This window comes from Corynebacterium sp. 51B, from assembly GCF_008930785.1.
Lineage (GTDB): Bacteria > Actinomycetota > Actinomycetes > Mycobacteriales > Mycobacteriaceae > Corynebacterium > Corynebacterium megadyptis.
Genome location: NZ_PQMK01000006.1, coordinates 14,917 through 39,335, shown reverse-complemented (window position 1 = coordinate 39,335; position 24,419 = coordinate 14,917). Strand labels below are relative to the sequence as shown.

Below are 24,419 nucleotides of genomic sequence, written 5' to 3'. Positions count from 1 at the left end.
CAGATGGGGATGAAAGTTCGGTGTGAAGTTATTGCTTGGTGAAATCTCCGTCTTCCTATTGTGGCACATCCCCGAGTCCACCCTTGGAGTTAGACCGGCCCGGCGTTGCAGATCGCCTGAACCGAACACATGTGTGGCAGGTAACACAGCTGGGGAGGTAGGGATCCTCTTCACGCCCGCGTTAATCTGAAGAGAAATTCAACACGTTGCATCAAGGTGAGGAGAAACAGCGTCATGCTGATAGGTATCCCGCGGGAGACCGATCCCGCACAACCCCTCGTCTCCGCCACCCCTGATACCGTCGCCAAGCTCTTAAAAAAGGGCTTTGAGGTGCAGGTTCAGCGGGGCGCCGGTGTGGCCAGCGCCTATCCGGACGAGCTGTATGAGCAGGCTGGGGCACAGCTGGTGGGAGAGGACGTGTGGCATGCAGACATCGTCACGTGTCTCGATACCCCGGACCACGAATCGCTCAGCGCCCTGCGGTCGGGGGCCACGCTCATCGCCCGCATGGACCCCGCCCGCAATGAGGATGTACTCACGTATCTGAGCGAACGCGGCATCACCGCGCTCGCTATGGATGCTATTCCTCGTATCTCTCGCGCCCAGTCCATGGATGTCCTCTCCTCCATGGCCAATATTGCCGGCTATCGCGCCGTGATTGAGGCGGCCACCGCCTTTGGTCGGCTCTTCACCGGCCAAGTCACCGCCGCCGGCAAGATGCCGCCGGCCACCGTCTACGTCATCGGCGCGGGCGTGGCGGGGCTTGCCGCCATCGGCACCGCCCACTCGATGGGCGCGATTGTGCGCGCTACCGATCTGCGCCCCGAAACCGCCGAGCAAGTGGAGTCCATGGGGGCCGAGTTTGTGCCCATCCCCGTGGCCGCGGAGACCTCCACGGATGGCTATGCCAAGGAGATGACCTCCGCCCAGGCCGAGGCCGCCGCCCAGCTCTACGCCCGCGAAGCCGCCGGCGCCGATATCGTCATCACCACCGCAAGCATCCCGGGCCGGCGCGCCCCGATCCTGCTGCGGGGTGAGGATGTGGCACAAATGGCTCCCGGCAGTGTGATCGTGGATATGGCCGCCGCCAGTGGCGGCAACTGCGAACTCACCCGCCCCGGTGAGGTCGTGACCACAGCCGGCGGAGTCACCATCTTAGGCTTCAAGGATCTGGCAGGCCGCCTGCCCGCGCAGGCCAGCCAGCTCTATGGCCAAAATATCGTCAACCTCCTCGGCCTTCTCTGCCCCGAGCGCAACGGCCAGATTGCCTTGGATCTTGAGGATGAGATTATCCGCGCCATCACCGTCACCCACGACAACCAGATCTACTGGCCGCCGCCTCCGGTGACGGTATCCCAGGCGCCGCAAGCGCCCGCGGCGGAACCGGCGCCAGCAGAACCTGCAGAAGAACCGAAGAAGACGTCCTCTCGCCTCTGGTATCTCCTCGGTGCCATAGCGGCGGTGGCATTAGTACTGTCCAGTCCGCTCGCGGTGGCCTCGCACTATATCGTGCTGCTGCTCGCGATCGTGGTGGGCTTTTATGTGATCACCGCAGTCACACACTCGTTGCACACACCACTGATGAGTGAGACCAATGCGATCTCCGGCATTGTGATTCTCGGCGCGATCCTGCAAGTGGGATCCACGAATGTGCTGGTATCGGCCTTGTCCTTTGTAGCCATCATGGTGGCCTCGATCAATATTTTCGGCGGGTTCCACGTGACCTCCCGCATGCTCACCATGTTCCGGCAGGAGGGGTAGACAATGGATAGCGCACTTCTTATCGAACGCATCACTCAGGTCGCCTATCTGGCGGCGGCGCTGCTCTTTATTCTCGCGCTGGCGGGACTATCGCGACAAAGCACCGCAGCCCGCAGTAATCGCTTCGGCGCCCTCGGCATGACCATCGCGGTACTTGCCACGATCGCCCAAGCATTGATGAACTCCACCGCTGACCCCGTCCACTACCGCTCTCCCGTGGTCACGCTGCTGCTGGTGATCCTGGCCATGGCGCTCGGCGGGCTCATCGGCTGGGTGCGGGCGAATAAGGTGGAGATGACCGGCATGCCCGAGCTCATCGCCGCCCTGCACAGCTTCGTGGGTCTCGCCGCGGTGCTCATCGGCTTCAATTCCTATCTGCACGCCCATGCCGTGCCCGCGGACATGCTGGGCTTCCACTTGGGCGAGGTGAGCGTGGGCATCTTTATCGGTGCCGTCACCTTCACCGGCTCCATCGTGGCCTATCTCAAGCTCTCCGCACGCATGAAGGGCGCACCGTTGGAGCTGCCCGGCCGTAACATGATCAACCTGGCGATCTTGGTGCTCGCGCTGCTGGCGACGGTGGTATTTATCCGCATTGGCGAGTCCCACTCGGTGTGGGCATGGTTGGCGCTGCTGCTGGTGACGATCCTCGCGCTGGCCCTCGGCCTGCACTTGGTGGCGGCGATCGGCGGCGGCGATATGCCCGTGGTGGTGTCCATGCTCAACTCCTACTCCGGGTGGGCTGCCGCAGCCGCCGGCTTCATGCTGAGTAATAACCTGCTCATTATTGTCGGCGCGCTCGTCGGCTCCTCCGGCGCCTATCTCTCCTACATCATGTGCCAGGCGATGAATCGCTCCTTCATCTCGGTGATCCTCGGCGGTTTTGGCGCCGAATCGGCCAGCTCTGGGGCGCAGCAGGACATGGGTGCGCATACGGAGACCACCCCCGAGGAGGTGGCGGAGATGCTGGCCACCGCGCGCACGGTGATGATCACCCCCGGCTATGGCATGGCGGTGGCTCAAGCCCAGTACCCAGTGGCCGCGCTCACCGCCACCCTGCAGGAGCGTGGCGTAGAGGTGCGCTTCGGTATTCACCCCGTGGCGGGGCGCCTGCCCGGGCATATGAATGTCCTCCTCGCCGAGGCCAAGGTGCCCTATGACATCGTGCTGGAGATGGACGAAGTCAATGATGACTTCGCTGATGTGGATGTGGTGTTGGTGATCGGCGCTAATGACACCGTCAATCCCATCGCCTATGAGCCGGGCTCCCCCATCGCCGGCATGCCGGTGCTCAAAGTATGGGAGGCACAACGGGTGGTGGTGTTCAAACGCTCCATGGGCGCCGGCTACGCCGGAGTGCCCAATCCGCTGTTCTACAAAGACAACACCGATATGCTGCTCGGCGATGCCCGGGCGTCCGTGGAGGCCATCCGCGCCGCCCTGGATTAGCCCGTAGACGCCCACAGCCCTCCCCGCCAAGCGGCGGGGAGGGCTGTATCTATGAAGCGCGGGGTTTAGAGGTTCGGGAACCAGATGGAGATCTCACGCTCGGCGGACTCGGGGGAGTCGGAGCCGTGCACCACGTTCTCGGCTACCTCCAAGGCGTAGTCGCCACGGATGGAGCCCGGGGCGGCCTTGGACACCGGATCGGTGCCGCCGGCCAGCTGGCGCCATGCCTCGATGGCGCGGGGCCCCTCCACTACACCAGCGATCAGCGGTGCGGAGGTGATGAAGTCCACCAGCTCGCCGAAGAAAGGCTTATCGGAGTGCTCTGCATAGTGCTTCTCGGCGGTCTCCTTATCGGCGACGCGCAGATCCAGTGCCGCGAACTTCAGGCCTTTGCGCTCGATACGGGCGATAATCTCGCCCACCAGTCCACGGTTCACACCGTCGGGCTTAATCAGGATGAGTGTACGTTCAGTCATGGTTTCCTACTCTAATGCACCAAGATCGCGCGCGGGCAGAATCCTCCCCAACGCCGGCGTGAATGCAGGTCAGAGCCCATCGACGTAGTCGATGGCCTCCCGGAGTGTGACCCGGCGGTCATAGCGCCGCACCTGTTTGACAGCGGCCGCGGTGTCCGTGGCTTTGAGCTCACGCACATGCCGACGCTGCTCCACGCCGAGCTCCACGGGGCGCGGGTTCTTCGACCGGGTGTACTGCGACCAGGAGGTGACCGCGAAGATCACCAGCAGGATGAGGCTGGCGATAAACATCCAGCCACCGAAGTTGCCGTCGATAAGCATGAGCACCACCCCGATGGCAGTGATCACCACTCCGAGGAGGCTGATCATTATTTCTTTATTCATGTCGCTCCTTATCGAGGGCGGCTTTGACCGCCTTGGCCCCGGCGCCGGGAAACCAATACGCGAGGCGGGTGGCCGCGGCGGGATCATCGAGCTCTGCCAGCTGCTTCCGCTGCTGCCGGGACAGCCGGATGATGCCGCGCTGCTCTTCTCGGCGATGCCGCGTCCATGCGGCGAGGATCACCGGCATGAGCACCAATAACGCCAAGGTAATGAGGGGATGCGCCCCGAGCACTGAGGCGCCCACGATCAGCGCCGATAGGCCGATGAGCTGATAGAGATCGCGTTGGGAATTACGCATAGGTCTTTCCCGCTCTAGGTGTGCTGGCTGGCGAGATAGCCGCGCCGCATCCGCTCAAGAATGTTCTTGCGCAGGTAGAACACATAGGCCCACACCACGATGAAGACCACGGCCATGACGCCCATGGACACGTGCACGATGATCCCTGCGAGGGCGAAGATTTGGAGCACCCAAATGGCGGGCAGCGCCCAGCGGGCTTTCATCATGAAGGCCAGCACCATATGCGCCACGCCGACCGCACTCACATATACCCAGTTGAAGGTGGTCCAATAGGAGCCGCCATCCACGCGCAGGATCACGGTGAGCACCAGCAGCAAAGAGATGGACTCCATGCTCAAAATGCCCGCCATCACCCCGCGCAGTCCCTTCATGGGGTCTTTATCGGGGGCGTGGCCTGGACCGAGGGGACCGTATTCCACGTTCTTGCTCATGTTGGTTCCTTTCCAAACAGGGCGCGGGCCTCCCCGGCGGTGACCACCGATCCGGTAATCACAACACCGGAGCCAGAGACCATCTCCCCTACCTCGCCGGTGTCTTCGGCCAACTCGATGGCCAGCTCGACGGCGGTGGGCAGCTGCTCGGCCACATGCACGCGCTCTTCCCCGAAGATTTCGCGGGCGGTCTCCGCGAGCTCATAGACATCGCTGGCCCGCGGCGAGGTGTTCTGGGTAATGACCACCTCGTCCAACACCGGCTCCACGGCCTGCATCAGGCCGCGGGCGTCCTTATCTCCGAGAATCCCGAGCACGCCGACGAGGCGGCGGAAGTTGAAGTCTCGGTCGAGTGCCTGGGCCAGCGCTGCCGCGCCGTGCGGGTTATGGGTGGCATCCACGAACACGCTCGGGGTGGAGCGCACGCGCTCCAAACGGCCAGGGGAGCTGACCGTGCCGAAGCCCTCACGCACCGTGTTCAGGTCGAGGGGGCGTCCCGGACCGGCGCCGAAGAATGCCTCCACGGCGGCCAGAGCGCAGGCGGCATTGTGTGCCATGTGGGCACCCGAGAGCGGCAGGAAAATATCCTCATAATCCCCAGCCAGGCCGCGAATGCTGATGTCTTGGCCGCCCACGGCCACCGTGGAGCTGAGCACGCCACACTCGTGGCCATAGCGGGCCACGGCGGCATCGGATTCCACGGCGCGGTGCAGCACCACGTCCATCGCCGCCGGCTCCTGATTGCCCACGACCACCACGTTGTCGGGCGGGGTGAGCAGATCGGAGGCATCCCAGCGGGGCTTGATGATGCCAGCTTTTTCCGCGGCGATCTCCTCGAGGGTGTCGCCGAGATAGTCGGTGTGATCGACCCCGATGGGCATAATCACGGCCACATCCGCGTTGATCACGTTGGTGGCGTCCCAGCGGCCGCCCATGCCCACTTCCACCACGGCGACGTCCACGGGGGCGTCAGCGAAGGCGGCGTAGGCCATGGCGGTGAGCACCTCGAACTTAGACATGGGCACCTCCGAGGAGGCGTCCACCATCTCCACGTAGGGCTTGATCTCCTCCCAGGTGCGCACATAGTCGCGCGGGTGGATCGGCTGGCCATCGATGGCGATGCGTTCGGTCACCAGCTGCAGATGCGGGCTGGTCGTGCGGCCGGTACGCCGGTGGAACGCCCGCAGCAGGGATTCGATCATCCGCACCGTGGAGGTTTTACCATTGGTGCCCGCCACGTGAATGGTGGGATAGCTGCGCTGCGGCGAGCCCAGCAGATCCATGAGCTTTTCGATGCGCTCCAAGCTGGGGTCCAGCTTGGTTTCTGGCCAGCGCAGATCCAGCTCCGCCTCGCAGGCGGCGAGTGCCTGCATATCCGCAGGCGTGATCTCCTGGGATTCCGGCTGCTCTACCTCCTGGTTGACGTCGATAGGCAAACTCAACCCGGTCTCGGAGAGTTCTAGCTCTCCGAATTCTTCCTGATCCTTCATGAGAGCTGCTCAAGTCGCTTGCTAATGCGGTCAAACTCTTCGCGGGCCACCTGCTGGCGGGTGCGAATCTTCTCCACCACGGCCTCGGGGGCCTTGGCGAGGAAGTTCTCATTGCCCAGCTTCTTCGCGGTGGTCTCGAGTTCCTTCTCGGCGTTCTTCAGATCCTTTTCCAAGCGCTTGCGCTCGGCCGCGGTGTCCACGGTGCCGGAGGTATCCAGGTCCACGCTGACGGTGGCGGCGCTGAGGCGCACCTCCACGCTGGCGCTGGCATTGAAGCCCTCACCGGGGGCATCGAGGCGCGCCAGGGAGGTGATGATCTCGCGCTGATTATCGAGGTCGGCGCGGGCGAAGTCCACCCGAGCCGGCACCTTCTGCGAGGGCTTGACGCCCTGATCGGAGCGGAAGCGGCGGATCTCGGTGATGAGCTTGACCGTATCGTCGATGCGGCGCTGCGCGGTCTCATCGCTGTCCCGCTCCTCGGCCTCCGGCCAGGAGGCGATCACGAGGCTCTCGCCATCAGTGAGCGCGGTCCACAGCACCTCAGTGACGAAGGGCATGGTGGGGTGCAGCAGCCGCAGCACGGTATCGAGGGCGTGGCCCAGGACCCGCTGGGTGATGGCGCCACGGTGGCGCTCGGCCTCGCTGGCGGTGTCGTTATCGCGCGGGATCTGCACCTTGGCGATCTCGAGATACCAGTCGCAGAGCTCGTCCCAGGTGAAGTGGTAGAGCTCCTCATTCGCCTTCGCGAATTGATAGTCGTCGAGATAGCGATTGACGGTGCCCACCACCTCGTTGAGGCGGTCGAGGATCCACCGGTCGGCATCGCTCAGCTCGGCGCGTGCGGGCAGCTCGCCCACCTCGGCGCCATTCATCAGCGCGAAGCGGGTGGCGTTGAACAGCTTGGTGGAGAAGTTGCGGGCGCTCTGGGCGGCGTCCTCACCGAGGGGCAGATCCACCCCGGGGTTGGCGCCGCGGGCGAGGGCAAAGCGCAGGGCATCGGCGCCGAAGCGCTCCACCCACTCCATCGGATCAATGCCATTGCCCAAAGACTTCGACATCTTGCGGCCGCGCTCATCGCGCACCAGACCGTGCAGGTAGAGATCGCGGAAGGGAATCTGCGGACGCCCCTCCGCCGCGGTACCCAACCCGGTTTGGGTGGCGGCGAAGGTGCCGAACATCATCATGCGCGCCACCCAGAAGAAGAGGATGTCATAGGCGGTCACCAGCACCGAGGTGGGATAGAACTTGGCCAGCATCTCGGTATCGGCGGGCCAACCCATGGTGGAAAACGGCCACAGCGCCGAGCTGAACCAGGTGTCCAATACATCGGGGTCCTGCTCATAGCCGGCGGGGGCCTCTTCGCCCGGGCCGAGGCAAAGCACATCGCCCTCGGGGCCGTACCAGATAGGAATGCGGTGGCCCCACCACAGTTGGCGAGAGATACACCAATCGTGCATATTGTCGACCCACTCGAAGTAGCGCGGCTCCAAGGAGGTGGGGTGCACGGCAGTATCGCCCTCACGGATCGCGTCGCCGGCCATGCGGGCCAGCTCCTCGACCTTCACCCACCACTGTTGGGACAGGCGCGGCTCGATCGGCTCACCGCTGCGCTCGGAGTGGCCCACGGAGTGCACATAGGGCCGGATTTCCTTGACGATGCGCCCCTCGGCGGCGAGCGCCTCGCGCACGGCCACGCGGGCCTCTTCGCGGGTCAGGCCATCGAACTGGGTGCCGGTATCGGCGATGCGGCCCTTCTTGTCCATGATGATGGGCATGTCCAGATCGTGGCGCAGGCCCATCTCATAGTCATTGGGATCATGCGCCGGGGTGATCTTCACCGCGCCGGTACCGAATTCCGGGTCCACATAATCATCGGCGATGACCTGCAGGGAAAGATCATCACGGAAGGGGTGCGGCAAGGTTGTGCCGACGAGATCGCGGTAGCGCTCATCATCGGGGTGGACGGCCACGGCGACATCACCGAGCATCGTCTCTACACGGGTGGTGGCCACAATGACGTGCGGCTCGGCATCGTCGAGGGAGCCATAGCGCATGGAGACGAGCTCGCCTTCCACATCCTTGTACTCGACCTCGATATCGGACACGGCCGTCTCCAGCACCGGCGACCAGTTGACCAAGCGGTTCGCGCGGTAGATCATGCCGGCGTCATAGAGCTGCTTGAAGATGGTCTGTACCGCCTCGGACAGCCCCTCGTCCATGGTGAAGCGTTCCTTGGACCAATCCACGGAGTCACCGATGGCACGCATCTGGCGGGTAATGGTGCCGCCGTATTGGCGCTTCCACTCCCAGACCTTCTCGACAAACTCCTCGCGGCTGTAGTCGAAGCGATCCTTGCCTTCAGTTTCCTTCAGCATCGCTTCCACCTTGGTCTGGGTGGCGATACCGGCATGGTCCATGCCCGGCAGCCATAGCACCTCATAACCCTGCATGCGCTTGCGGCGCACGATGGAGTCCATCAGGGTGTGGTCGAGCGCGTGGCCCATGTGGAGCTGGCCGGTGACGTTCGGTGGCGGCAGCACTATAGAAAACGGCGGCTTCTCGGAGGCCGGGTCCGCAGTAAAGTATCCGGCGTCTACCCACCGCTGGTAGAGCTCGGGTTCAACGGTCGATGGGTCCCAGCTTTTTGGAAGCTGCTCGCTGCGGTTGGCCATACGGGTTGGCACTCCCCCTTCAAGATAGAAGTCGTTCGTATTTCTCCCATCTTAGCCCGTCGCTTATCGACGCCCACCCGAGCCTTTAAGGCATGAGTAAACGAGCCAAATGGGCGAACTGCTCATCGCTGATGGTGTAGCGCACCCGCCGACCCTGCTGATAACGATGAATGAGCCCCACCTCGTGCAACTTCTTGAGGTGATGGCTCACTGTGGGCTGGGAAATCTCCAGAATCTCTTCTAATTGTGCCGAGGACATCGAGCTATCCGAGGCCACGAGGGAGAGCAGGCGCAGGCGGGTGGGATCACCCAAGACCTTGAAGGCTGCGGCAATGGCCGCGGACTCGCGTGGGGAGAGGTGGTGGCTATTGAGCGAGCGCTCAACCGGAAGCTCACTGGTGCGCGTCGGGGCGCTCATCTTAGTCCTCCTAATTTTAGGTTTGGCTAACTTTGTCTAATGTACATCGCCGCAGGAGAGGGAAGCAAGCAAAAACCGCCAGATCCCACATAGGGCAATCTGGCGGTAGGAGGAGTACGCACCCGACAGGGCGCACGAGATGTTAGAGCAGGCCGGCGTTCTCTACGGCGGCGCGCTCCCCGAGTAGCTCCTTGACGTTCGCGGCAATACGCTCAGCCTGGAACTCGGAGATATCCAGCCCCTCGACGATCTTCCACTCACCGTTCTCGCAGATGGTGGGCTGACCGGCAAGGATACCCTCGGGCACGCCGTAAGCGCCGGTGCCCGGAACGGCGGCGGAGGCCCAGCGGCTGGTGCCGTTGATCCAGTCGTGCATGTGGTCAATGGCGGCGGAGGCGGCGGAGGCAGCGGAGGACTTGCCGCGCACCTCGATAATTTCCGCGCCACGCTTGGCCACGCGCGGCACGAACTCGTTGACATACCACTCGTGATCCACCAGGTCGGAAACCTTCTCGCCATTCACGGTGGCGTAGGTGATGTCCGGGAACTGGGTGGCGGAGTGGTTGCCCCACACGACCATGTTCTCGAAGTCGGCGGAATCCTTGTCCAGCTTGGTGGCCAGCTGCGAGATGGAACGGTTGTGATCCAGGCGCATCATGGCGTTGAAGCGCTCGTGGGGCACATCCTTGGCGGCGGACATGGCAATCAAGGCGTTGGTATTGGCCGGATTCCCCACCACGAGCACGCGCACATCATCAGCGGCGTGATCGTTAATAGCCTTGCCCTGCGGGCCAAAGATCTTGCCATTGGCTTGCAGCAGCGCGGAGCGCTCCTCGCCCTTGCCGCGCGGCTTGGCGCCCACAAGGAACGCTGCATTAGCGCCATCGAAGGCCACAGCGGCGTCATCGGTGATGTCGATGTTCTTCACCAGCGGGAAGGCGGAATCCAGCAGCTCCATGGCCACGCCCTCCGTGGCCTTGACAGCCTCAGGAATCTCGAGGAGCTTTAGCTCCACGGGAACATCCTTGCCGTAGACATCGCCGTTGGCGATGCGCCACAGCAGGGAGTAGGAGATCTGGCCGGCGGCACCGGTGACGACGATTTTCTTGGGGGACTGGGACATGATGTGGCCTTACCCTTTCTTAGTAGAGTACTTTGAGCCCAGCATAGCGAGTCCGATCGCGTTTTGCTTGTTTGATTGCACACATCACATGTCTGAAATCTGGGATAATACCCACGGAAACACCACAAACTCGGAACTTTCCTGTCCGAACCCTTGTGTGCAGGCCAATAAAACGGACATGCCGCTGGCCCCGCCGAGTGAGCGTCGATCAGCGAAAAAGTACGGATCTAACACCACACGCGGGTGAGGGAATACCAACCCCTAAATGGTGTGATGAGCTTCGTACTCGCGGTCGGAGGAATATGCGGGTAGTACCATAATTTGGGGTGGAAAGGACGCCACCCCTGTCCGTTGTGCTTCACCGCGAGGAGCGTGAGGGCACGATTGAATAGTTGAAGAAACACCGCACGTGACGGCCGCACGACCCACTCAGAACGGACGTCAGTGGCCCGATCTCAAGGAGGATAGCGCAATCATGACATCTGACTCCTCGCCCTATAAATACACCTCTACGGACGCCGCTCAGTCCTCAGTGTACGAGGGAGAAGGTCTCGCTCCCTTGAAGTTCGAAGACGGCAGCATGCCACTACCCACCACCCCCGAGGCGGACTCTGCTGCGGCCACCGCCCCAGAGAATGAGGAGGGGGTCACTCCGGAGCATGTGGTGAAGGTAGCGCTGCGTACATTCGCCACGCACGGCTTCAAAGACTCCCGGCTCAAGGCCATCGCCAGCGAGTCCGGGATGTCCAAGCGCATGATCCACTATCACTTTGGTGATAAACGCGGGCTGTATGTGCGGGTGATCCAGCGTGCCATCGCCGATCTGCGCCCAGTCATTGATGAACAGGCCCTCGAGACCGCCGTGCCGGTGGAGGGTATGCGCTCCATGGCGGAAGCGATCTATGACCAAATCACCGCACACCCACTGGCGGCACGGCTCTTGGTGATGGAATCCCAGCAGAATCAGGCCAACATGGAGCTCTCCGGCCCCTTCGCGGATCAGTCCCAGGCGATGCTGCACATGGAGAAGCTACTGATGCTCGGCCAGGATTCGGGAGCATTCCGGCCGGGGATTTCGGTGATCGATATCTACACCATCATCATCGCGCCCACGCTCATGCGCAGCACTTACTATTCCGCATACCTCAATCTCTACAACGTGAACCTATTGTCCCAGGAGAATACCGAGGGCATGCGCCGCATGGCGGTGGATACCGTGTTGAGCTTCTTGACCTCTAATATGCAGTCCAGCGGCGGGATGAGCTATCTCAGCGCCGATGCCACCACGCATCTCAAACACGACAATCAGGCCGGCGGCGAGGACATCTATTCCATGGAAGACAGCCTCTACGGCAGCTCTTAGCAGCGGCGCTTATCGACGCTGCTCTCCCCCAGCCATCCTCAAGCACACGAAAAGCCAGCCCCTCGGGGCTGGCCTTGGTGCATCTGCCAGTGTGGCGCGTCCGTCCTTAGGCAGTTTTTTCCGCGCCGTCTCCCTCTGCGGAGTACTCCGGCTCTTCTTGCCCACGGGCGGCAGCACCGGTGATGGTGACGGTGGAGACATCCTCCCGGTCGGGGACCGTGTACATGATCGGCACCAGAATCTCTTCCATGATTGCGCGCAGGCCGCGGGCACCGGTCTTGCGCTCCAGAGCCTGATCGGCGATGGAAGCCAATGCCTCCTCCGTGAAGTGAAGCGACACGCCATCCATCTCGAAGAGCCGCTCATACTGCTTCACTAGGGCGTTGCGCGGCTCGGTGAGGACCTTCACCAAAGCCTCGCGATCGAGGTTGCCCACCGATGCCACCACGGGCAAGCGACCAATGAACTCGGGGATCAGCCCGAACTTCACCAGATCTTCTGGACGCACCTCAGTGAAAATATTCTCCGTGGTCTCCGGCTTGAGAGAGCGCACCTCAGCACCGAAGCCCAAGCCCTTCTTGCCACGGCGCTCCTCGATCACCTGCTCCAAACCAGAGAACGCACCGGCCACGATGAAGAGAATATTCGAAGTATCGAGCTGGATGAACTCTTGATTCGGGTGCTTGCGCCCACCCTGCGGGGGAATAGCAGCCACGGTGCCCTCCAGGATCTTCAGCAGAGCCTGCTGCACGCCCTCACCCGAGACGTCACGGGTGATGGAGGGGTTTTCGGACTTTCGCGAGATCTTGTCGATCTCATCGATGTAGATGATGCCCGTTTGGGCGCGATCCACGTCGAACTCTGCGGCCTGCAGCAGCTTCAACAGAATGTTCTCCACGTCCTCGCCCACATAGCCGGCCTCGGTGAGCGAGGTGGCGTCGGCGATCGCGAAGGGAACATTGAGCAACCGGGCCAAGGTTTGGGCGAGATAGGTCTTGCCCGAACCGGTGGGCCCCAACATGAGGATATTGGACTTGGCGATCTCCACCTCGTCCTCATTCATGGAGAAGGAGGCACCGACCTGGCGCATGCGCTTGTAGTGGTTGTACACAGCCACCGCGAGAACCCGCTTGGCCTCGTCTTGGCCGATCACGTACTCATCAAGGAACTCCGCGATCTCCCGCGGGCGAGGCAGGCGGCTCTCCTCCGCTTCCTCTTGGGCGACGGTATTGAGCTCCTCCTCGATGATCTCATTACACAGCTCGATACACTCATCGCAGATGTAGACTCCGCCACCTGCAATGAGCTTTTTCACCTGCTTCTGGCTCTTTCCACAGAAGGAGCACTTCAACAGGTCAGCAGTCTCTTGCATATGTGCCATAAGCTGGAAAAACCCTCATTTAAGTCTCGTGTGTTGTGCGGCAGGAGCCGAGTGCGTCCTCCCCACTCTAGCGCCTCCACCCCCACGAGAGGCAGCGGCAGCGCCGAGCACATCCTCCTTCAACCATTCTGTGCTCGGAGCTATTCCTCCTCATATCGCGCACGGCCCTAGCCCGCACTGCTGCGGGACCGTGCGGCCGAAATAAATTAAGAAACGCAACCCTTTGTTTAACGTGACCTATATCTCGCCTTAATTGCAAATAAGGAAGATTAAAGGCAGGTCTGGGTGAAATATGGCGATTGCGCACAACTTCCTTAATCGTCACATATCTATAACATTCTCAGATTTAGTTTGATATTAGGCGAATGAGCACTACAGTTAGTGCCGAAGGTCTGCTGTACGGCTGATCAGCCCAGCATGGCCCGATTTTCTCAACAAACCTATTTACTCAAGGAGTTATATTATGCGTAAAAACACCCTGCGCACCGTTACCGCCATCGCTGGTTCCACCCTTTTGCTCGGCCTTGCCGCTTGCTCTACCGATGACGCCTCTGACGCTGTATCCGATGCCACCGATTCCGTAAGCTCTGCTGCCTCTGAGGTCAGCGACGCTGCCGGTGACGCCAAGGACGAAGCCGAGGATGCCGCTGGCGACGCCAAGGACAAGGCTGAGAACACCATGGACGACGCCAAGGACAAGGCTGACGGCGCTATGGACGACGCCAAGGACGCTATGGATCACAAGGATGCCATGGATGTCGCCGAGGCTGATCTGCCCTCCGAGATCACCGAGGCCGCCGAGTCCTACGACATGTACGGCGAGAACGCCGGAGCTTTCGTCTCCGCTTATGAGCGCGACGGCGTGACCGTTGCCGAGTACGAGAACGCTGCCTTCGTGAAGAGCGACGCCGGCACCTACCCCGTCATCGGCGGTATGTGGAAGGTATGGCAGAACGAGGGCGGCCTGGATTCCGAGATCGGCGCCCCGACCGAGGCTGAGCGCGAGGTTGATGGCGGCTGGGAGCAGACCTTCACCGGCAAGACCATTCACATCATGCCGAATGACGAAGGCACCTTCGTTGAGTCCTTCAGCTAATAAGCATTCGCTGAGCATCCACCCCCGCCGTTAGGCGGACCCACCTGGGTGCTCGCACACAGCTCCCCTCCTCGCCGATGCGAGGAGGGGAGCTGTTGTCTGTGTGGTGCATGCGCGCTCCGGCAGCCGCCGCTGACGCCGCCACGGCATAACAACGGCGGGCGATACCCCCTGTCAGGGAAGGCATCGCCCGCCGTTGTGTGCAGGCTCTGGACGGACTAGCCGTTGAGCTTGCGGTAGTCGAAGACTTGGTCCACGATGCCGTAGTCCTTGGCCGCCTCGGCGGTGAGGATCTTATCGCGGTCGGTATCAATACGGATCTGCTCCGCGCTCTGACCGGTGTGGCGGGCCAGCGTCTCCTCCATGAGGGTGCGCATGCGCTCGATCTCGGCGGCCTGGATCTCAAGGTCCGAGACCTGGCCCTGAATGCCCTGGGTGGCGGGCTGGTGAATAAGCACGCGGGCATTCGGCAGCGCGGCACGCTTACCGGGGGCGCCGGCGGCGAGCAACACGGCGGCCGCGGACGCAGCTTGGCCGAGGCAGACGGTGGAGACGTCGGGGCGGACGTACTGCATGGTGTCATAAATCGCCATCAGCGAGGTGAAGGATCCGCCGGGGCTATTGATGTACATGGTGATATCGCGGTCCGGGTCCTGCGACTCCAGCACTAGCAACTGCGCCATGATGTCATTGGCCGAGGTGTCATCCACCTGGGCGCCGAGGAAGATGATGCGCTCCTCGAAAAGCTTGTTATAGGGATTCGACTCCTTGGTGCCATAAGCGGACTGCTCAAGGAAGGACGGCAGGATATAGCGGGACTGTGGCATCTGCATAGTGAAAGGCTCCTTATTCATGGTGGTGGATTAGTTATTAATAGCGCCCTTGGCGGACTCGATCACGTGATCCACGAAACCATAGTCCTTTGCCTGCTGGGCGGTGAACCAGCGGTCACGGTCGGAGTCTTTCACAATCTGCTCCACGGGCTGGCCGGTGTGCTCGGCGATGAGCTCAGCCATTTCCTTCTTGGTATAGGCGAACTGTTCCGCCTGAATAGCGATATCCGCCGCGGTGCCTCCCACGCCTGCGGAGGGCTGGTGCATCATGATGCGGGCGTGGGGCAACGCGAAGCGCTTGCCCTTGGTGCCGGCAGAAAGCAGGAACTGCCCCATCGATGCCGCGAGGCCCATGCCATAGGTGGCAACGTCGCACGGGGCGTACTTCATGGTGTCGAAGATAGCCATGCCGGCGGTAACGGAACCGCCAGGGCTGTTGATGTAGAGGGAAATGTCCCGGTTGGGGTCCTCTGCCGAGAGCAACAAAATCTGGGCGCAGAGCTTGTTGGCAATCTCATCGTCCACCTGGCTTCCGAGGAAGATGATGCGCTCGCGGAGGAGGCGCTCAAAGACGGAGTCGCTCAGGTTGAGTCCTGCGGCTGCGTTGGTCATGTGTGGGGTGGTCATTGTTTCTCCTTTGAATCCCAATATCTCGTCACTTCAGGCTACCGCTGTGGCGGGAGCCGAGTCAGCTTTGTTCGCTCACAGCTTAGGGGTGTCTCCCACAGTGCCACGACGTACAGAAGAAAACGAAAGGCAGCACCGCACCCATGCGGTGCGGCACTGCCTCAAGGCTTTGCGCTGCAGTCTCGAATTTACTCGGACTCAGCTTCCGACTCGGACTCCGGCTCCTCATCGCCGAAGTACTGGGCCGGATCCACCTCGTTGCCTTCGGTGTCCTTAACGCTCACCTTGCAGATGGCCTCGGCGAGAGCCTTGCCGCGGCGCACATCAGCGAAGAGCGCGCCGAGCTGGCCGGACTGCTGCAGCTGGCCGAAGAACTGGGCCGGCTCCATGCCGTAGCGCTGGGCGGTGAACATGATGTGATCGGACATCTCCTGCTCGGTGACCTCCGGCTCGAGCTCCTCGGCCAGACGGTCGAGGAAGAGCTGGTTGCGCACTGCATCCTCGGCGGAGTTGCGGGCGTCCTCGTCGAACTTCTCACGGCTGGTGCCCTGAGCCTCGAGGAGGGTGTCCAGGATCTTCTCGTCGCCGCCGACCTGCTGCAGCAGCTGGTCGCGCTGAGCCTTGACCTGCTCCTCGACGACGCCTTCCGGCAGCGGGAACTCGGACTGGGAGAGCGCTGCGGAGAGAACCTCATCGCGAATAGCGGCGGCCTGGCCGCCCTTGGCGTCCTCTTCCACCTTTTTCTCGAGGGACTCGCGGAGCTCCTCCACGGTGTCGAACTCAGAGGCCATCATGGCGAACTCATCGTCCACCTCGGGAAGCTCACGCTCCTTGACGGACTGCAGGGTGACGGTGATCTCGCCCTGCTCGCCGGCATGCTCGCCCATGTGCAGCTCGGACTCGAAGGTGGCGGACTCGCCAACGGAGAGACCAGTGAGGGCCTCGTCCAGACCCTTAATCAGGTCATCGGAACCGATGTTGTAGGACATGCCCTCGGTCTTGGAGTCCTCGATGACCTCGCCGTCGACCTCGGCGTGGAGGTCGATGCTCACGAAGTCACCCTCCTGAGCGGCGCGCTCCACGGTCTTGAGGGTGCCGAAACGGGAACGAAGCTCCTCGAGCTCCTTCTCCACAGCGGCATCCTCTACCTTCAGCGGCGGCACCTCGACGTTAATGTCCTCGAAGGACGGGAGGGTGATCTCGGGGCGGACGTCCACCTCGGCGACGAACTCGACGAGCTCGCCGTCTTCGATCTTGGTGATGTCGATCTCGGGCTGGCCGAGCACCACGAGCTCATTTTCTTCCACAGCCTGGCTGTAGCGAGACGGCAGCATGTCATTAACAACCTGCTCGATCACAGGGCCGCGGCCGAAACGGGCATCGATGAGCTGGCGGGGAGCCTTGCCCTTACGAAAACCGGGAACCTGCACCTGCTGCGCAATAGCCTTATAGGCCTGATCGAACTCGGACGAGAGTTCCTCGAAGGGAACCTCAACCGTAACCTTAACGCGGGTGTCGTTCAGCTTTTCGACGGAACTCTTCACGAGTCACTCTCCTGAATTTTCTTACTGCGTACGATGATGATCTGTTATGTCTGAGGGCCCGTAGTAGCCGCGCTCTCTTGCGGTGTCACGTTGGTATTTCACCGGCTGAAGCGTAGTGCCCCTACGAGCCCTCATTGTCGATATACGTGAACATCTCGCGCCGAAGCGCTCGATGCCCCTCGTCGGGACGACAGGATTTGAACCTGCGACCCCCTGCTCCCAAAGCAGGTGCGCTACCAAGCTGCGCCACGTCCCGTTGGTGTCGTGCGAGCCCGATGCCCTCGAGCTCCTACGTAGTTTACAAGTACCAACACTACCCGCCGCACAATAGGGTGCCCACTACCTACATTTACCCCGCTAAAACAGCTTTTATCTCTAGCCATCGCACTGCCGCCGCACCATATAACTGTGCCGTTTTCCCGCATCACGCCCCAACCGCACGGACGCCCCTCGCACCCGCCCCACTCACGCACACCCAGCCATGTCACAGCATCGCCCCGGCTGGCTGAGAATTTGCTAAGACAACCCTCACGCCACTCCCCGCCTGTCCCACAATGAGGGATAGACATCCCATGAGCCTCTCCACCGATTCCCACCCGTTCGAGGGGGGCCTCTCGCCCCCGACCCCACATTGCAGACACGACCCTCCAGTCACCACACCCGCAGTAGTGAAGGGCACAGGCCCGCGAACACCCCTTAGCATTACCTAATTCGACAGCCTAGGTGTCGAATCCCATCCATGTCTGGACCCCTTTCGCCGCAGTTCATAGCTTTTTTCGCAATCTTTGAGCGGCGAACACCACGCTTCCGCCAACCCTTACGGAGGGGCAGATTGCACGCGAGGCGGCGCCGCCATAGGTGTACGCGCATTCACCCCCCTGAAGATGAACCTGCCCGACACTCTTCGGATGTGGCAGTAGTCACTTTAGTGCTAATATCTTCCTAAGATACCTCAGCGGCTGTCTAGCATTTCCAGTCATCCGCGTGTGATCGACAGGATCCGATGATTTCGAGGAGATAACTGCAGCGGCCCGCCGCTGCCCGACACCGGTACCAAAGCGACAATGAAGGGATGCGCCCCTATGGCGAAGTACCTACTAAAGAAGATCGCTGGTTGGTTCGCGATGATTTTCATCGCGGTCAACATCACTTTCTTTTTGGCCTCCGCATTCCTCGACCCTCGGTCGAACTACGCAGGTAGGCGCCCAGCTATTCCGGAGGAGAGGATCGACGCCATCCTCGCCCCGAAAAATCTCAACGATAAGGACCCCATCCTGGAACGGTGGTGGACCTGGCTGACGGATATTTTGTTCCACTGGAACTGGGGCCTCTCCCCGCTCGGAGATTCAGTCAATGACGAGATTTCCTACCGCATCTGGGTGTCCGCCCGACTGCTTCTGCTCGCCACCATCCTGTCCGTTCTCATTGGTGTGAGCATCGGCGTGTTCACGGCATCTCGCCAGTACAAGCCAGGCGATCGCTTCTTCCAGTTCTTCTCGATTGTCACCATGAACATCCACGTTGTCGTGGCATCGATCTTCTTTGTGTGGGCGGCTGTGAAGATCAACCAGCAGGCGGGAAAAACCATCTTCTATGTCACAGGGGCTTCATCAATCGGAGTCGAAGGCGTTATTCCGAAGATTATTGACGCAGCCCAGCACCTCGCTCTGCCAACGATTTCGCTGGTGATCATCTCCTATGCGGGCTATCACTTCATGCAGCGCTCCATGCTGCTCGACAATATCGACGCCGACTATGTGCGCACAGCTCGCGCAAAGGGCATGACGCGCAACCAAGCTATCCGCCGCCATGCACTGCGCACCTCCGCCATTCCGGTGGCAACGTCCGTGGCCTTCTCCATTACCGGCGTGTTCACCGGCGCGATCATGACCGAAACGATCTTCGCGTGGAACGGCATGGGCAAGTACTTCCTGCAGACCCTCAACAGCAATGACATCCATGGCACCGTGGCCGTGGCCGCTTTCGGAGCGCTCATGACCGCGATCGGCGCGATCCTTTCCGACATCCTGGTTGTCATCCTTGATCCTCGAGTGCGGGTGAACTAACAATGCGCAAAGAATTCCGAAACAATGGCGCCGATGACTCTGAGGATGTCAACGCCAACGCCCTCCCAACTAATGACTTCACGGCAGCGAGCTCGCCGTCGACGCAGAGCGCCATCGCCTCTGTGACCGAAGAGGAGATCGATAAGGCACAAACCCAGCTCGAGCACGATCACCTTGCTGGGGGCAAGCCGATTTCGCGCCTCAAGCTCTACGCTCGCCGCTTCATGCGGAACAAAATGGCGGTTGTCGGCGCCGTGGTATTCCTTCTTCTCGTTGTCTTTGCCACGGTGGGCCCGCTGACTGCGAAGTACGCCTATGACTTTTCCGACTTCACCGCTCTCGGCGTCCAGCCCAACTCCGAGCATTGGTTTGGCACCAGCGCCTCGGGCAATGACCTCTACGCCATGGTGATCCAGGGGTTGCGGCGCTCGCTCGTGATCGCCGTCATCGTCTCTGTGGCCACCACCGCTCTGTCCGCACTGATCGGAACCACAGCTGCTCTTCTTGGTGGACGCCCAGAGAAAGCCATCTTGGGAGTGATTCACTTCCTGCTCGTGGTGCCGACCTTCCTCATCCTCGCCCTCTTGGTCTCCGGATCTGGTGGCGACTGGAAGATCCTGATTGTCGTGCTGATCGCCTTCGGCTGGATGTTCCCCGCCCGTGTCATCTGGTCCATGACCATTTCCGTACGGGAACGTGAGTACGTTAAGGCGGCCCGCTACATGGGCGTCTCCAATGCCCGCATCGTGGTGCGCCACCTCATTCCGAACATCGGCTCACTGCTGGTTATCAACCTCACGCTGGGAGTGGTCAGCGCCGTGATGAGCGAAACCGGTCTCTCCTTCTTGGGACTCGGTGTGAAGCTGCCCGACGTCTCGCTCGGTACGCTCCTCTCCTCTGGCGCATCGAGCGTTCAGGTCTCGCCATGGGAGTTCTACTTCCCCGCAGCGGTACTCACCCTCCTGACCGTGTCCATGGCGTTCATCGCCGATGGTCTGCGTGACGCCCTCGACCCCAACTCCGCCGCAGCAGGAAAGGCATAACACATGACTACGCCAGTCCTCTCAGTCAAAGACCTTCACGTCGCATTCCCCTCCGAGGCGGGAAACGTCGACGCCGTGCGCGGTGTGTCCTTCGACCTCAAGCCCGGCCAGACACTCGGCATCGTTGGCGAGTCCGGCTCCGGCAAGTCCGTATCCTCCCTCGCAGTGATGGGGTTGCTCCCGGATTATGCGAAGATCACTGGCTCCGCCACCCTCGGCGGGCGGGAACTCCTCGGCCTCAGCGACACAGAGATGTCCCAGGTCCGAGGCAAAGAGATCGGCATGATCTTCCAGGATCCGCTCTCCGCACTGACTCCCGTGTTCGATGTCGGAACACAAATTGTGGAGGCCATCCAGTGCCACGAGAAGATCTCGAAGGCGCGAGCCTGGGACCGTGCCGTCGAACTGCTCGATCTCGTGGGTATTCCGGATCCGAAGCGGCGCGCTAAGGCGTTTCCGCACGAGTTCTCCGGCGGTATGCGGCAGCGTGTGGTGATCGCTATTGCCATCGCCAACAACCCCTCGGTTCTCATTGCCGACGAGCCCACCACGGCTCTCGATGTGACCATCCAGGCGCAGGTGCTGGAGTTGATCAAGAAGGTCCAGCAGGAGACCAACGCGGCTACCATCATGATCACCCACGATATGGGCGTGGTCGCGGATATGGCCGATGACGTGATGGTGATGTACGCCGGCCGCCCCGTCGAGCAGGCCCCAGTCCAGGAGCTCTTCGATAACCCGAAGATGCCCTATACTGTGGGTTTGTTGGGCTCTATTCCCTCGGCGGCGAAACGCGACTCCTCGTCGTTGACCTCGATCGAGGGAAATCCCCCGATCGCTATCAACCTCCCCGATCAGTGCACCTTCGCGCCGCGCTGCCCCATCGCCACCGAGCAGTGCCTCCAGACCGAACCGAGCCTGCGCAGCATTGCGCCGGGACATGACGCAGCGTGTGTGCGTAGTCATGAGATTGAGCGCCGGACGATCGACGGCGCAGATATCTTCCCTCCACCACAGATCGCGGACAACACCCTGGCGCATATCCCCCGCAAAGAGCGCGAGACGGTGCTCGATGTACAGAACCTGCAGAAAACCTTCCCGCTGATCAAGGGCGCCTTGTTAAAGCGCAGGGTGGGCGATGTACACGCGGTCAAAGACGTGTCCTTCAACATCCGCGAAGGCGAGTGCTTCGCCATCGTGGGCGAGTCCGGTTCCGGTAAGACCACGACCCTCCTGGAAATCATGGACTTGGCCCCCAGCGAACCAAGCAAGGTGGTCATTAGCGGCAAGGATGTCACCACTCTGAAACGCAAGGAGCGTCGCCTGCTCCGCCGCGATATCCAGATTGTGTTCCAAGATCCAATGGGGTCGCTGGATCCTCGCTTGACCGTGGCGGATATCATTCGCGAGCCGCTCGACGCTTTGGAGTGGGAGGGAGATAAGAACGAGCGCATCTATGAGCTCATGCGGCTTGTGGGGCTCAACCCCACCCACGTGGATCGCTTCCCCGGCCACTTCTCGGGAGGTCAGCGGCAGCGTATCTCCCTCGCCCGCGCTTTGGCTGCAGAGCCCAAGCTCATCGTGTTGGACGAGCCGGTGTCTGCACTGGATGTCTCCATCCAGGCCGGCATGCTCAACCTCCTCGATGACCTCAAGGCTCGGCTGGGTGTGAGCTATCTCTTCGTGGCCCACGACCTGTCGGTGGTTCGCCATATTTCCGATCGAGCCGCAGTGATGTATTTGGGCGAGTTCGTGGAGAAGGGCGATACTGACGAGCTCTTCGATAACCCCCGCCACCCCTATACCCAGGCGCTTCTCTCGGCCATTCCGCTTCCCGACCCGGTTGCCCAGCGCAATCGCACGCGGACGCTATTGAAGGATCACCTGCCTTCTCCCACCGAGAAAATCAGCGGTTGCCCCTTCCGCACTCGCTGTCCTCTCTACGAGGAACTCGAGGAGTCGAATCGCACGATCTGCGAATCGACCACTCCTGATCTGCGCCCTGTAGACGGCGCCGATCACTACCAGTCATGTCTCATGCGGTAGTGCTCGGTTGCTTATAACTTCATATTGCCCTAGTTCACATTCCCTCAAGAGAGATGAGTGACACCATGAAATTACACACCCCAACCAAGAAGTTGGTGGCAGTGCTCTCTGCCTCAGCCTTGGCACTCGCTGCCTGCGGGGACGATGGCTCTGGATCCGTGTCCACTACGGATGGAGCTGGGGTCCCGGACGCCGACTTCAATGAGCAAGACCGCGATAATCTCAAGGACGGCGGTACCCTGACCACCGCTATCGGCGAGATTTCCGAGCAGCAAAACCCCTTCCACGCAGACGGCACGCTGTATACAAATATTGTGTGGTCGTGGTACAACCCCATGACCGTCCACTACTCTCCTGAGGGCGAGTGGTCAACCGATCCGAACTACATCCTCGATGTGAAGGAGGAGGAAGAGGACGGCAAGACCAAGCTCACCTATGAGATCAACGAGGACGCCACCTTCAACGATGGCACCCCGATTGACTGGCGCGCGTGGGAGACCACGTGGAAGATCAATGAAGGCAAGGACGAAGCCTACACTCCTAGCTCTACTGATGGATACGAGCAGATCACATCGGTGGAAAAGGGCGAGACCGATAAGGAGGCGGTGGTGACCTTCGCGGGCACCTACCCGTGGTGGCAGGGCCTCTTCAACTTCATCGCTCACCCCGAGCTGGCGAACCCAGATAACTACAACTCCTATTTGAAGGAAGTACATCCCGAGTGGGGCGCAGGCCCGTTCAAGATTGAGGATGTGGACTTCCAGAACGGAAATGCCACCTTCGTGCGCAACGAGAAGTGGTGGGGCGACACCGCGAAGCTAGAAAAGCGTGTTCTGCGCCAGATGGAGTCCCAAGCAGCGATCAACGCCTTCAAGAATGGTGAGATCGACGCGGTCAGCGCCAGCTCCCGCTCCGAGTATGCGGCAGTGAAGGATCTCGCCGACACCGAGATCTATGTGGGACGCGCCCCCAAGAACACCCTCTTCTTGCTCAACGGCGAGTCTGACATTCTCAAGGACATCAAGGTACGTGAGGCCTTCGCTAAGGGACTGGATCGAGAACAGCTCGCGGATATCTGGTACCAGGGCCTGCCCGCGAAGCTGGAGAACCCCGGTTCCTTTATCTTCTACCCCTTCCAAAACGACTACGAAGATAACTTCGAGGCTGTTGCCGGCTACCACCCCGAGGAAGCTAAGCAAATCTTGGACGAAGCTGGCTGGACCGAGGGCGCCGATGGTATCCGCGAGAAAGATGGCGAGAAACTGACTCTGCGCTACGTACTCGTGGGCGAGTCTGACCTCGTGAAGTCCTCCGCGCAGGCTACCCAGCAGATGCTGAAGAATATCGGTATCGACATCTCTATCGACGTCCGTCCGAGCTCTGAGTTCTCCAAGACCCTGCAGAGCAAGAACTACGACATCTTCCCGATGGGCTTTAGCTCGAGCGATCCTTATGGTGTGGCGTACTTCGGCCAGACCTATCGCTCTGACTCTCAGCTGAACCGCTCCAACACCGGCACCCCGGAGCTGGACGAGAAGATCGCAGAGCTGCAGAAGCTGCCGACCCGCGAAGAGCAGATCAAGCGAAGCAATGAACTGGAGAAGGAAGCACTTGCCCTTTATGGCATCCTTCCGATCAACACCGCTCTCGGTGTCTCCGCCGTCAAGAGCGGCCTGGCCAACGTTGGCCCCATGGCCTTCGGTGACGTGCCAATCGAAAACATCGGCTGGGTCAAGGAGTAACCCACCCCGTTACTGACCTAGATTGTGTATCACAGCGCCGAGCACCAGCTGCTCGGCGCTGTTTCTTATTGCACTGGAGACAGTAGGCCCGTTCCGGATCTTCTCAGAGGTCCACGACAGCCGCCCCGTCACCGTCTCGGATGGAGCGAGAATAGACATGCTCATGGCGTCAATAA

At 61.1% G+C, this 24,419-nt stretch carries 20 protein-coding genes and 1 tRNA gene; 8 read left to right on the top strand and 13 right to left on the bottom strand.

The window, feature by feature from the left end; genetic code table 11:
* Window positions 1-234: 234 nt before the first annotated feature.
* A complete protein-coding gene (locus GBB14_RS07905; protein ID WP_151529116.1) occupies window positions 235-1,761 on the top strand; it encodes a Re/Si-specific NAD(P)(+) transhydrogenase subunit alpha in 1,527 nt (508 codons plus the stop codon).
* Between the two features lie 3 nt (window positions 1,762-1,764).
* Complete coding sequence (pntB, locus tag GBB14_RS07900; RefSeq protein WP_151529115.1) at window positions 1,765-3,210, top strand: Re/Si-specific NAD(P)(+) transhydrogenase subunit beta; 1,446 nt, start codon at window positions 1,765-1,767, stop codon at window positions 3,208-3,210.
* 65 nt (window positions 3,211-3,275) lie between these two features.
* On the opposite strand, the gene ndk is transcribed toward pntB, so the two are convergent.
* The 8 genes from ndk to GBB14_RS07860 form a co-directional block, all read right to left on the bottom strand.
* Window positions 3,276-3,686 carry a nucleoside-diphosphate kinase gene (gene ndk / locus GBB14_RS07895; protein ID WP_151529114.1) on the bottom strand — a complete coding sequence of 137 codons (411 nt, stop codon included), beginning with the start codon at window positions 3,684-3,686 and terminating at the stop codon, window positions 3,276-3,278.
* Between the two features lie 69 nt (window positions 3,687-3,755).
* Complete coding sequence (locus GBB14_RS07890; RefSeq protein ID WP_151529113.1) at window positions 3,756-4,070, bottom strand: hypothetical protein; 315 nt, start codon at window positions 4,068-4,070, stop codon at window positions 3,756-3,758.
* A complete protein-coding gene (locus tag GBB14_RS07885) occupies window positions 4,063-4,368 on the bottom strand; it encodes a hypothetical protein (protein ID WP_151529112.1) in 306 nt (101 codons plus the stop codon). The genes GBB14_RS07890 and GBB14_RS07885 overlap by 8 nt, the downstream gene beginning before the upstream one ends.
* Before the next feature lie 14 nt (window positions 4,369-4,382).
* Window positions 4,383-4,799: a DUF4233 domain-containing protein gene (locus GBB14_RS07880; protein ID WP_151529111.1), complete on the bottom strand. Its 417-nt coding sequence runs from the start codon at window positions 4,797-4,799 to the stop codon at window positions 4,383-4,385.
* Window positions 4,796-6,289 carry a folylpolyglutamate synthase/dihydrofolate synthase family protein gene (locus tag GBB14_RS07875; protein WP_151529110.1) on the bottom strand — a complete coding sequence of 498 codons (1,494 nt, stop codon included), beginning with the start codon at window positions 6,287-6,289 and terminating at the stop codon, window positions 4,796-4,798. Before GBB14_RS07875 ends, GBB14_RS07880 begins: the two co-directional genes overlap by 4 nt.
* A complete protein-coding gene (locus GBB14_RS07870; RefSeq protein WP_151529109.1) occupies window positions 6,286-8,961 on the bottom strand; it encodes a valine--tRNA ligase in 2,676 nt (891 codons plus the stop codon). Before GBB14_RS07870 ends, GBB14_RS07875 begins: the two co-directional genes overlap by 4 nt.
* Before the next feature lie 85 nt (window positions 8,962-9,046).
* The gene (locus GBB14_RS07865; protein ID WP_151529108.1) at window positions 9,047-9,379 is read right to left on the bottom strand and encodes a helix-turn-helix transcriptional regulator; all 333 of its coding nucleotides are present in this window, start codon (window positions 9,377-9,379) and stop codon (window positions 9,047-9,049) included.
* Window positions 9,380-9,521: 142 nt separating this feature from the next.
* Window positions 9,522-10,502, bottom strand: coding sequence for a malate dehydrogenase (locus GBB14_RS07860; RefSeq protein WP_151529107.1), 981 nt, complete (start codon window positions 10,500-10,502; stop codon window positions 9,522-9,524).
* Window positions 10,503-10,977: 475 nt separating this feature from the next.
* Between GBB14_RS07860 and GBB14_RS07855 the strand changes: the two genes are divergently transcribed.
* A complete protein-coding gene (locus GBB14_RS07855) occupies window positions 10,978-11,865 on the top strand; it encodes a TetR/AcrR family transcriptional regulator (RefSeq protein ID WP_151529106.1) in 888 nt (295 codons plus the stop codon).
* 106 nt (window positions 11,866-11,971) lie between these two features.
* Here the strand turns inward: GBB14_RS07855 and clpX are convergent, their stop codons facing one another.
* Window positions 11,972-13,246: an ATP-dependent Clp protease ATP-binding subunit ClpX gene (clpX, locus tag GBB14_RS07850; RefSeq protein WP_151529105.1), complete on the bottom strand. Its 1,275-nt coding sequence runs from the start codon at window positions 13,244-13,246 to the stop codon at window positions 11,972-11,974.
* A 463-nt stretch (window positions 13,247-13,709) separates the two neighbouring features.
* On the opposite strand from clpX, the gene GBB14_RS07845 reads away from it, so the two are divergent.
* Window positions 13,710-14,342: a YtxH domain-containing protein gene (locus tag GBB14_RS07845; protein ID WP_151529104.1), complete on the top strand. Its 633-nt coding sequence runs from the start codon at window positions 13,710-13,712 to the stop codon at window positions 14,340-14,342.
* A gap of 218 nt (window positions 14,343-14,560) precedes the next feature.
* On the opposite strand, the gene GBB14_RS07840 is transcribed toward GBB14_RS07845, so the two are convergent.
* The 4 genes from GBB14_RS07840 to GBB14_RS07825 all read right to left on the bottom strand — a co-directional run bounded on the left by GBB14_RS07840 (window position 14,561) and on the right by GBB14_RS07825 (window position 17,602).
* The gene (locus tag GBB14_RS07840; protein WP_018018933.1) at window positions 14,561-15,175 is read right to left on the bottom strand and encodes an ATP-dependent Clp protease proteolytic subunit; all 615 of its coding nucleotides are present in this window, start codon (window positions 15,173-15,175) and stop codon (window positions 14,561-14,563) included.
* Between the two features lie 30 nt (window positions 15,176-15,205).
* Window positions 15,206-15,802: an ATP-dependent Clp protease proteolytic subunit gene (locus tag GBB14_RS07835; RefSeq protein WP_151529103.1), complete on the bottom strand. Its 597-nt coding sequence runs from the start codon at window positions 15,800-15,802 to the stop codon at window positions 15,206-15,208.
* 188 nt (window positions 15,803-15,990) lie between these two features.
* Window positions 15,991-17,346: a trigger factor gene (gene tig / locus GBB14_RS07830; RefSeq protein WP_151529102.1), complete on the bottom strand. Its 1,356-nt coding sequence runs from the start codon at window positions 17,344-17,346 to the stop codon at window positions 15,991-15,993.
* A 182-nt stretch (window positions 17,347-17,528) separates the two neighbouring features.
* Window positions 17,529-17,602, bottom strand: a tRNA-Pro gene (locus tag GBB14_RS07825).
* Between the two features lie 826 nt (window positions 17,603-18,428).
* Here GBB14_RS07825 and GBB14_RS07820 point away from each other — a divergent pair.
* From GBB14_RS07820 to GBB14_RS07805, 4 genes are all read left to right on the top strand, one after another.
* Complete coding sequence (locus tag GBB14_RS07820; RefSeq protein ID WP_151529101.1) at window positions 18,429-19,412, top strand: ABC transporter permease; 984 nt, start codon at window positions 18,429-18,431, stop codon at window positions 19,410-19,412.
* Window positions 19,413-19,414: 2 nt separating this feature from the next.
* Window positions 19,415-20,455 carry an ABC transporter permease gene (locus GBB14_RS07815; RefSeq protein ID WP_151529100.1) on the top strand — a complete coding sequence of 347 codons (1,041 nt, stop codon included), beginning with the start codon at window positions 19,415-19,417 and terminating at the stop codon, window positions 20,453-20,455.
* Window positions 20,456-20,458: 3 nt separating this feature from the next.
* Window positions 20,459-22,501, top strand: a complete 2,043-nt coding sequence (locus tag GBB14_RS07810) for a dipeptide ABC transporter ATP-binding protein (protein ID WP_151529099.1) — start codon at window positions 20,459-20,461, stop codon at window positions 22,499-22,501.
* A gap of 65 nt (window positions 22,502-22,566) precedes the next feature.
* A complete protein-coding gene (locus GBB14_RS07805) occupies window positions 22,567-24,243 on the top strand; it encodes an ABC transporter family substrate-binding protein (protein ID WP_151529098.1) in 1,677 nt (558 codons plus the stop codon).
* Window positions 24,244-24,419 lie beyond the last annotated feature (176 nt).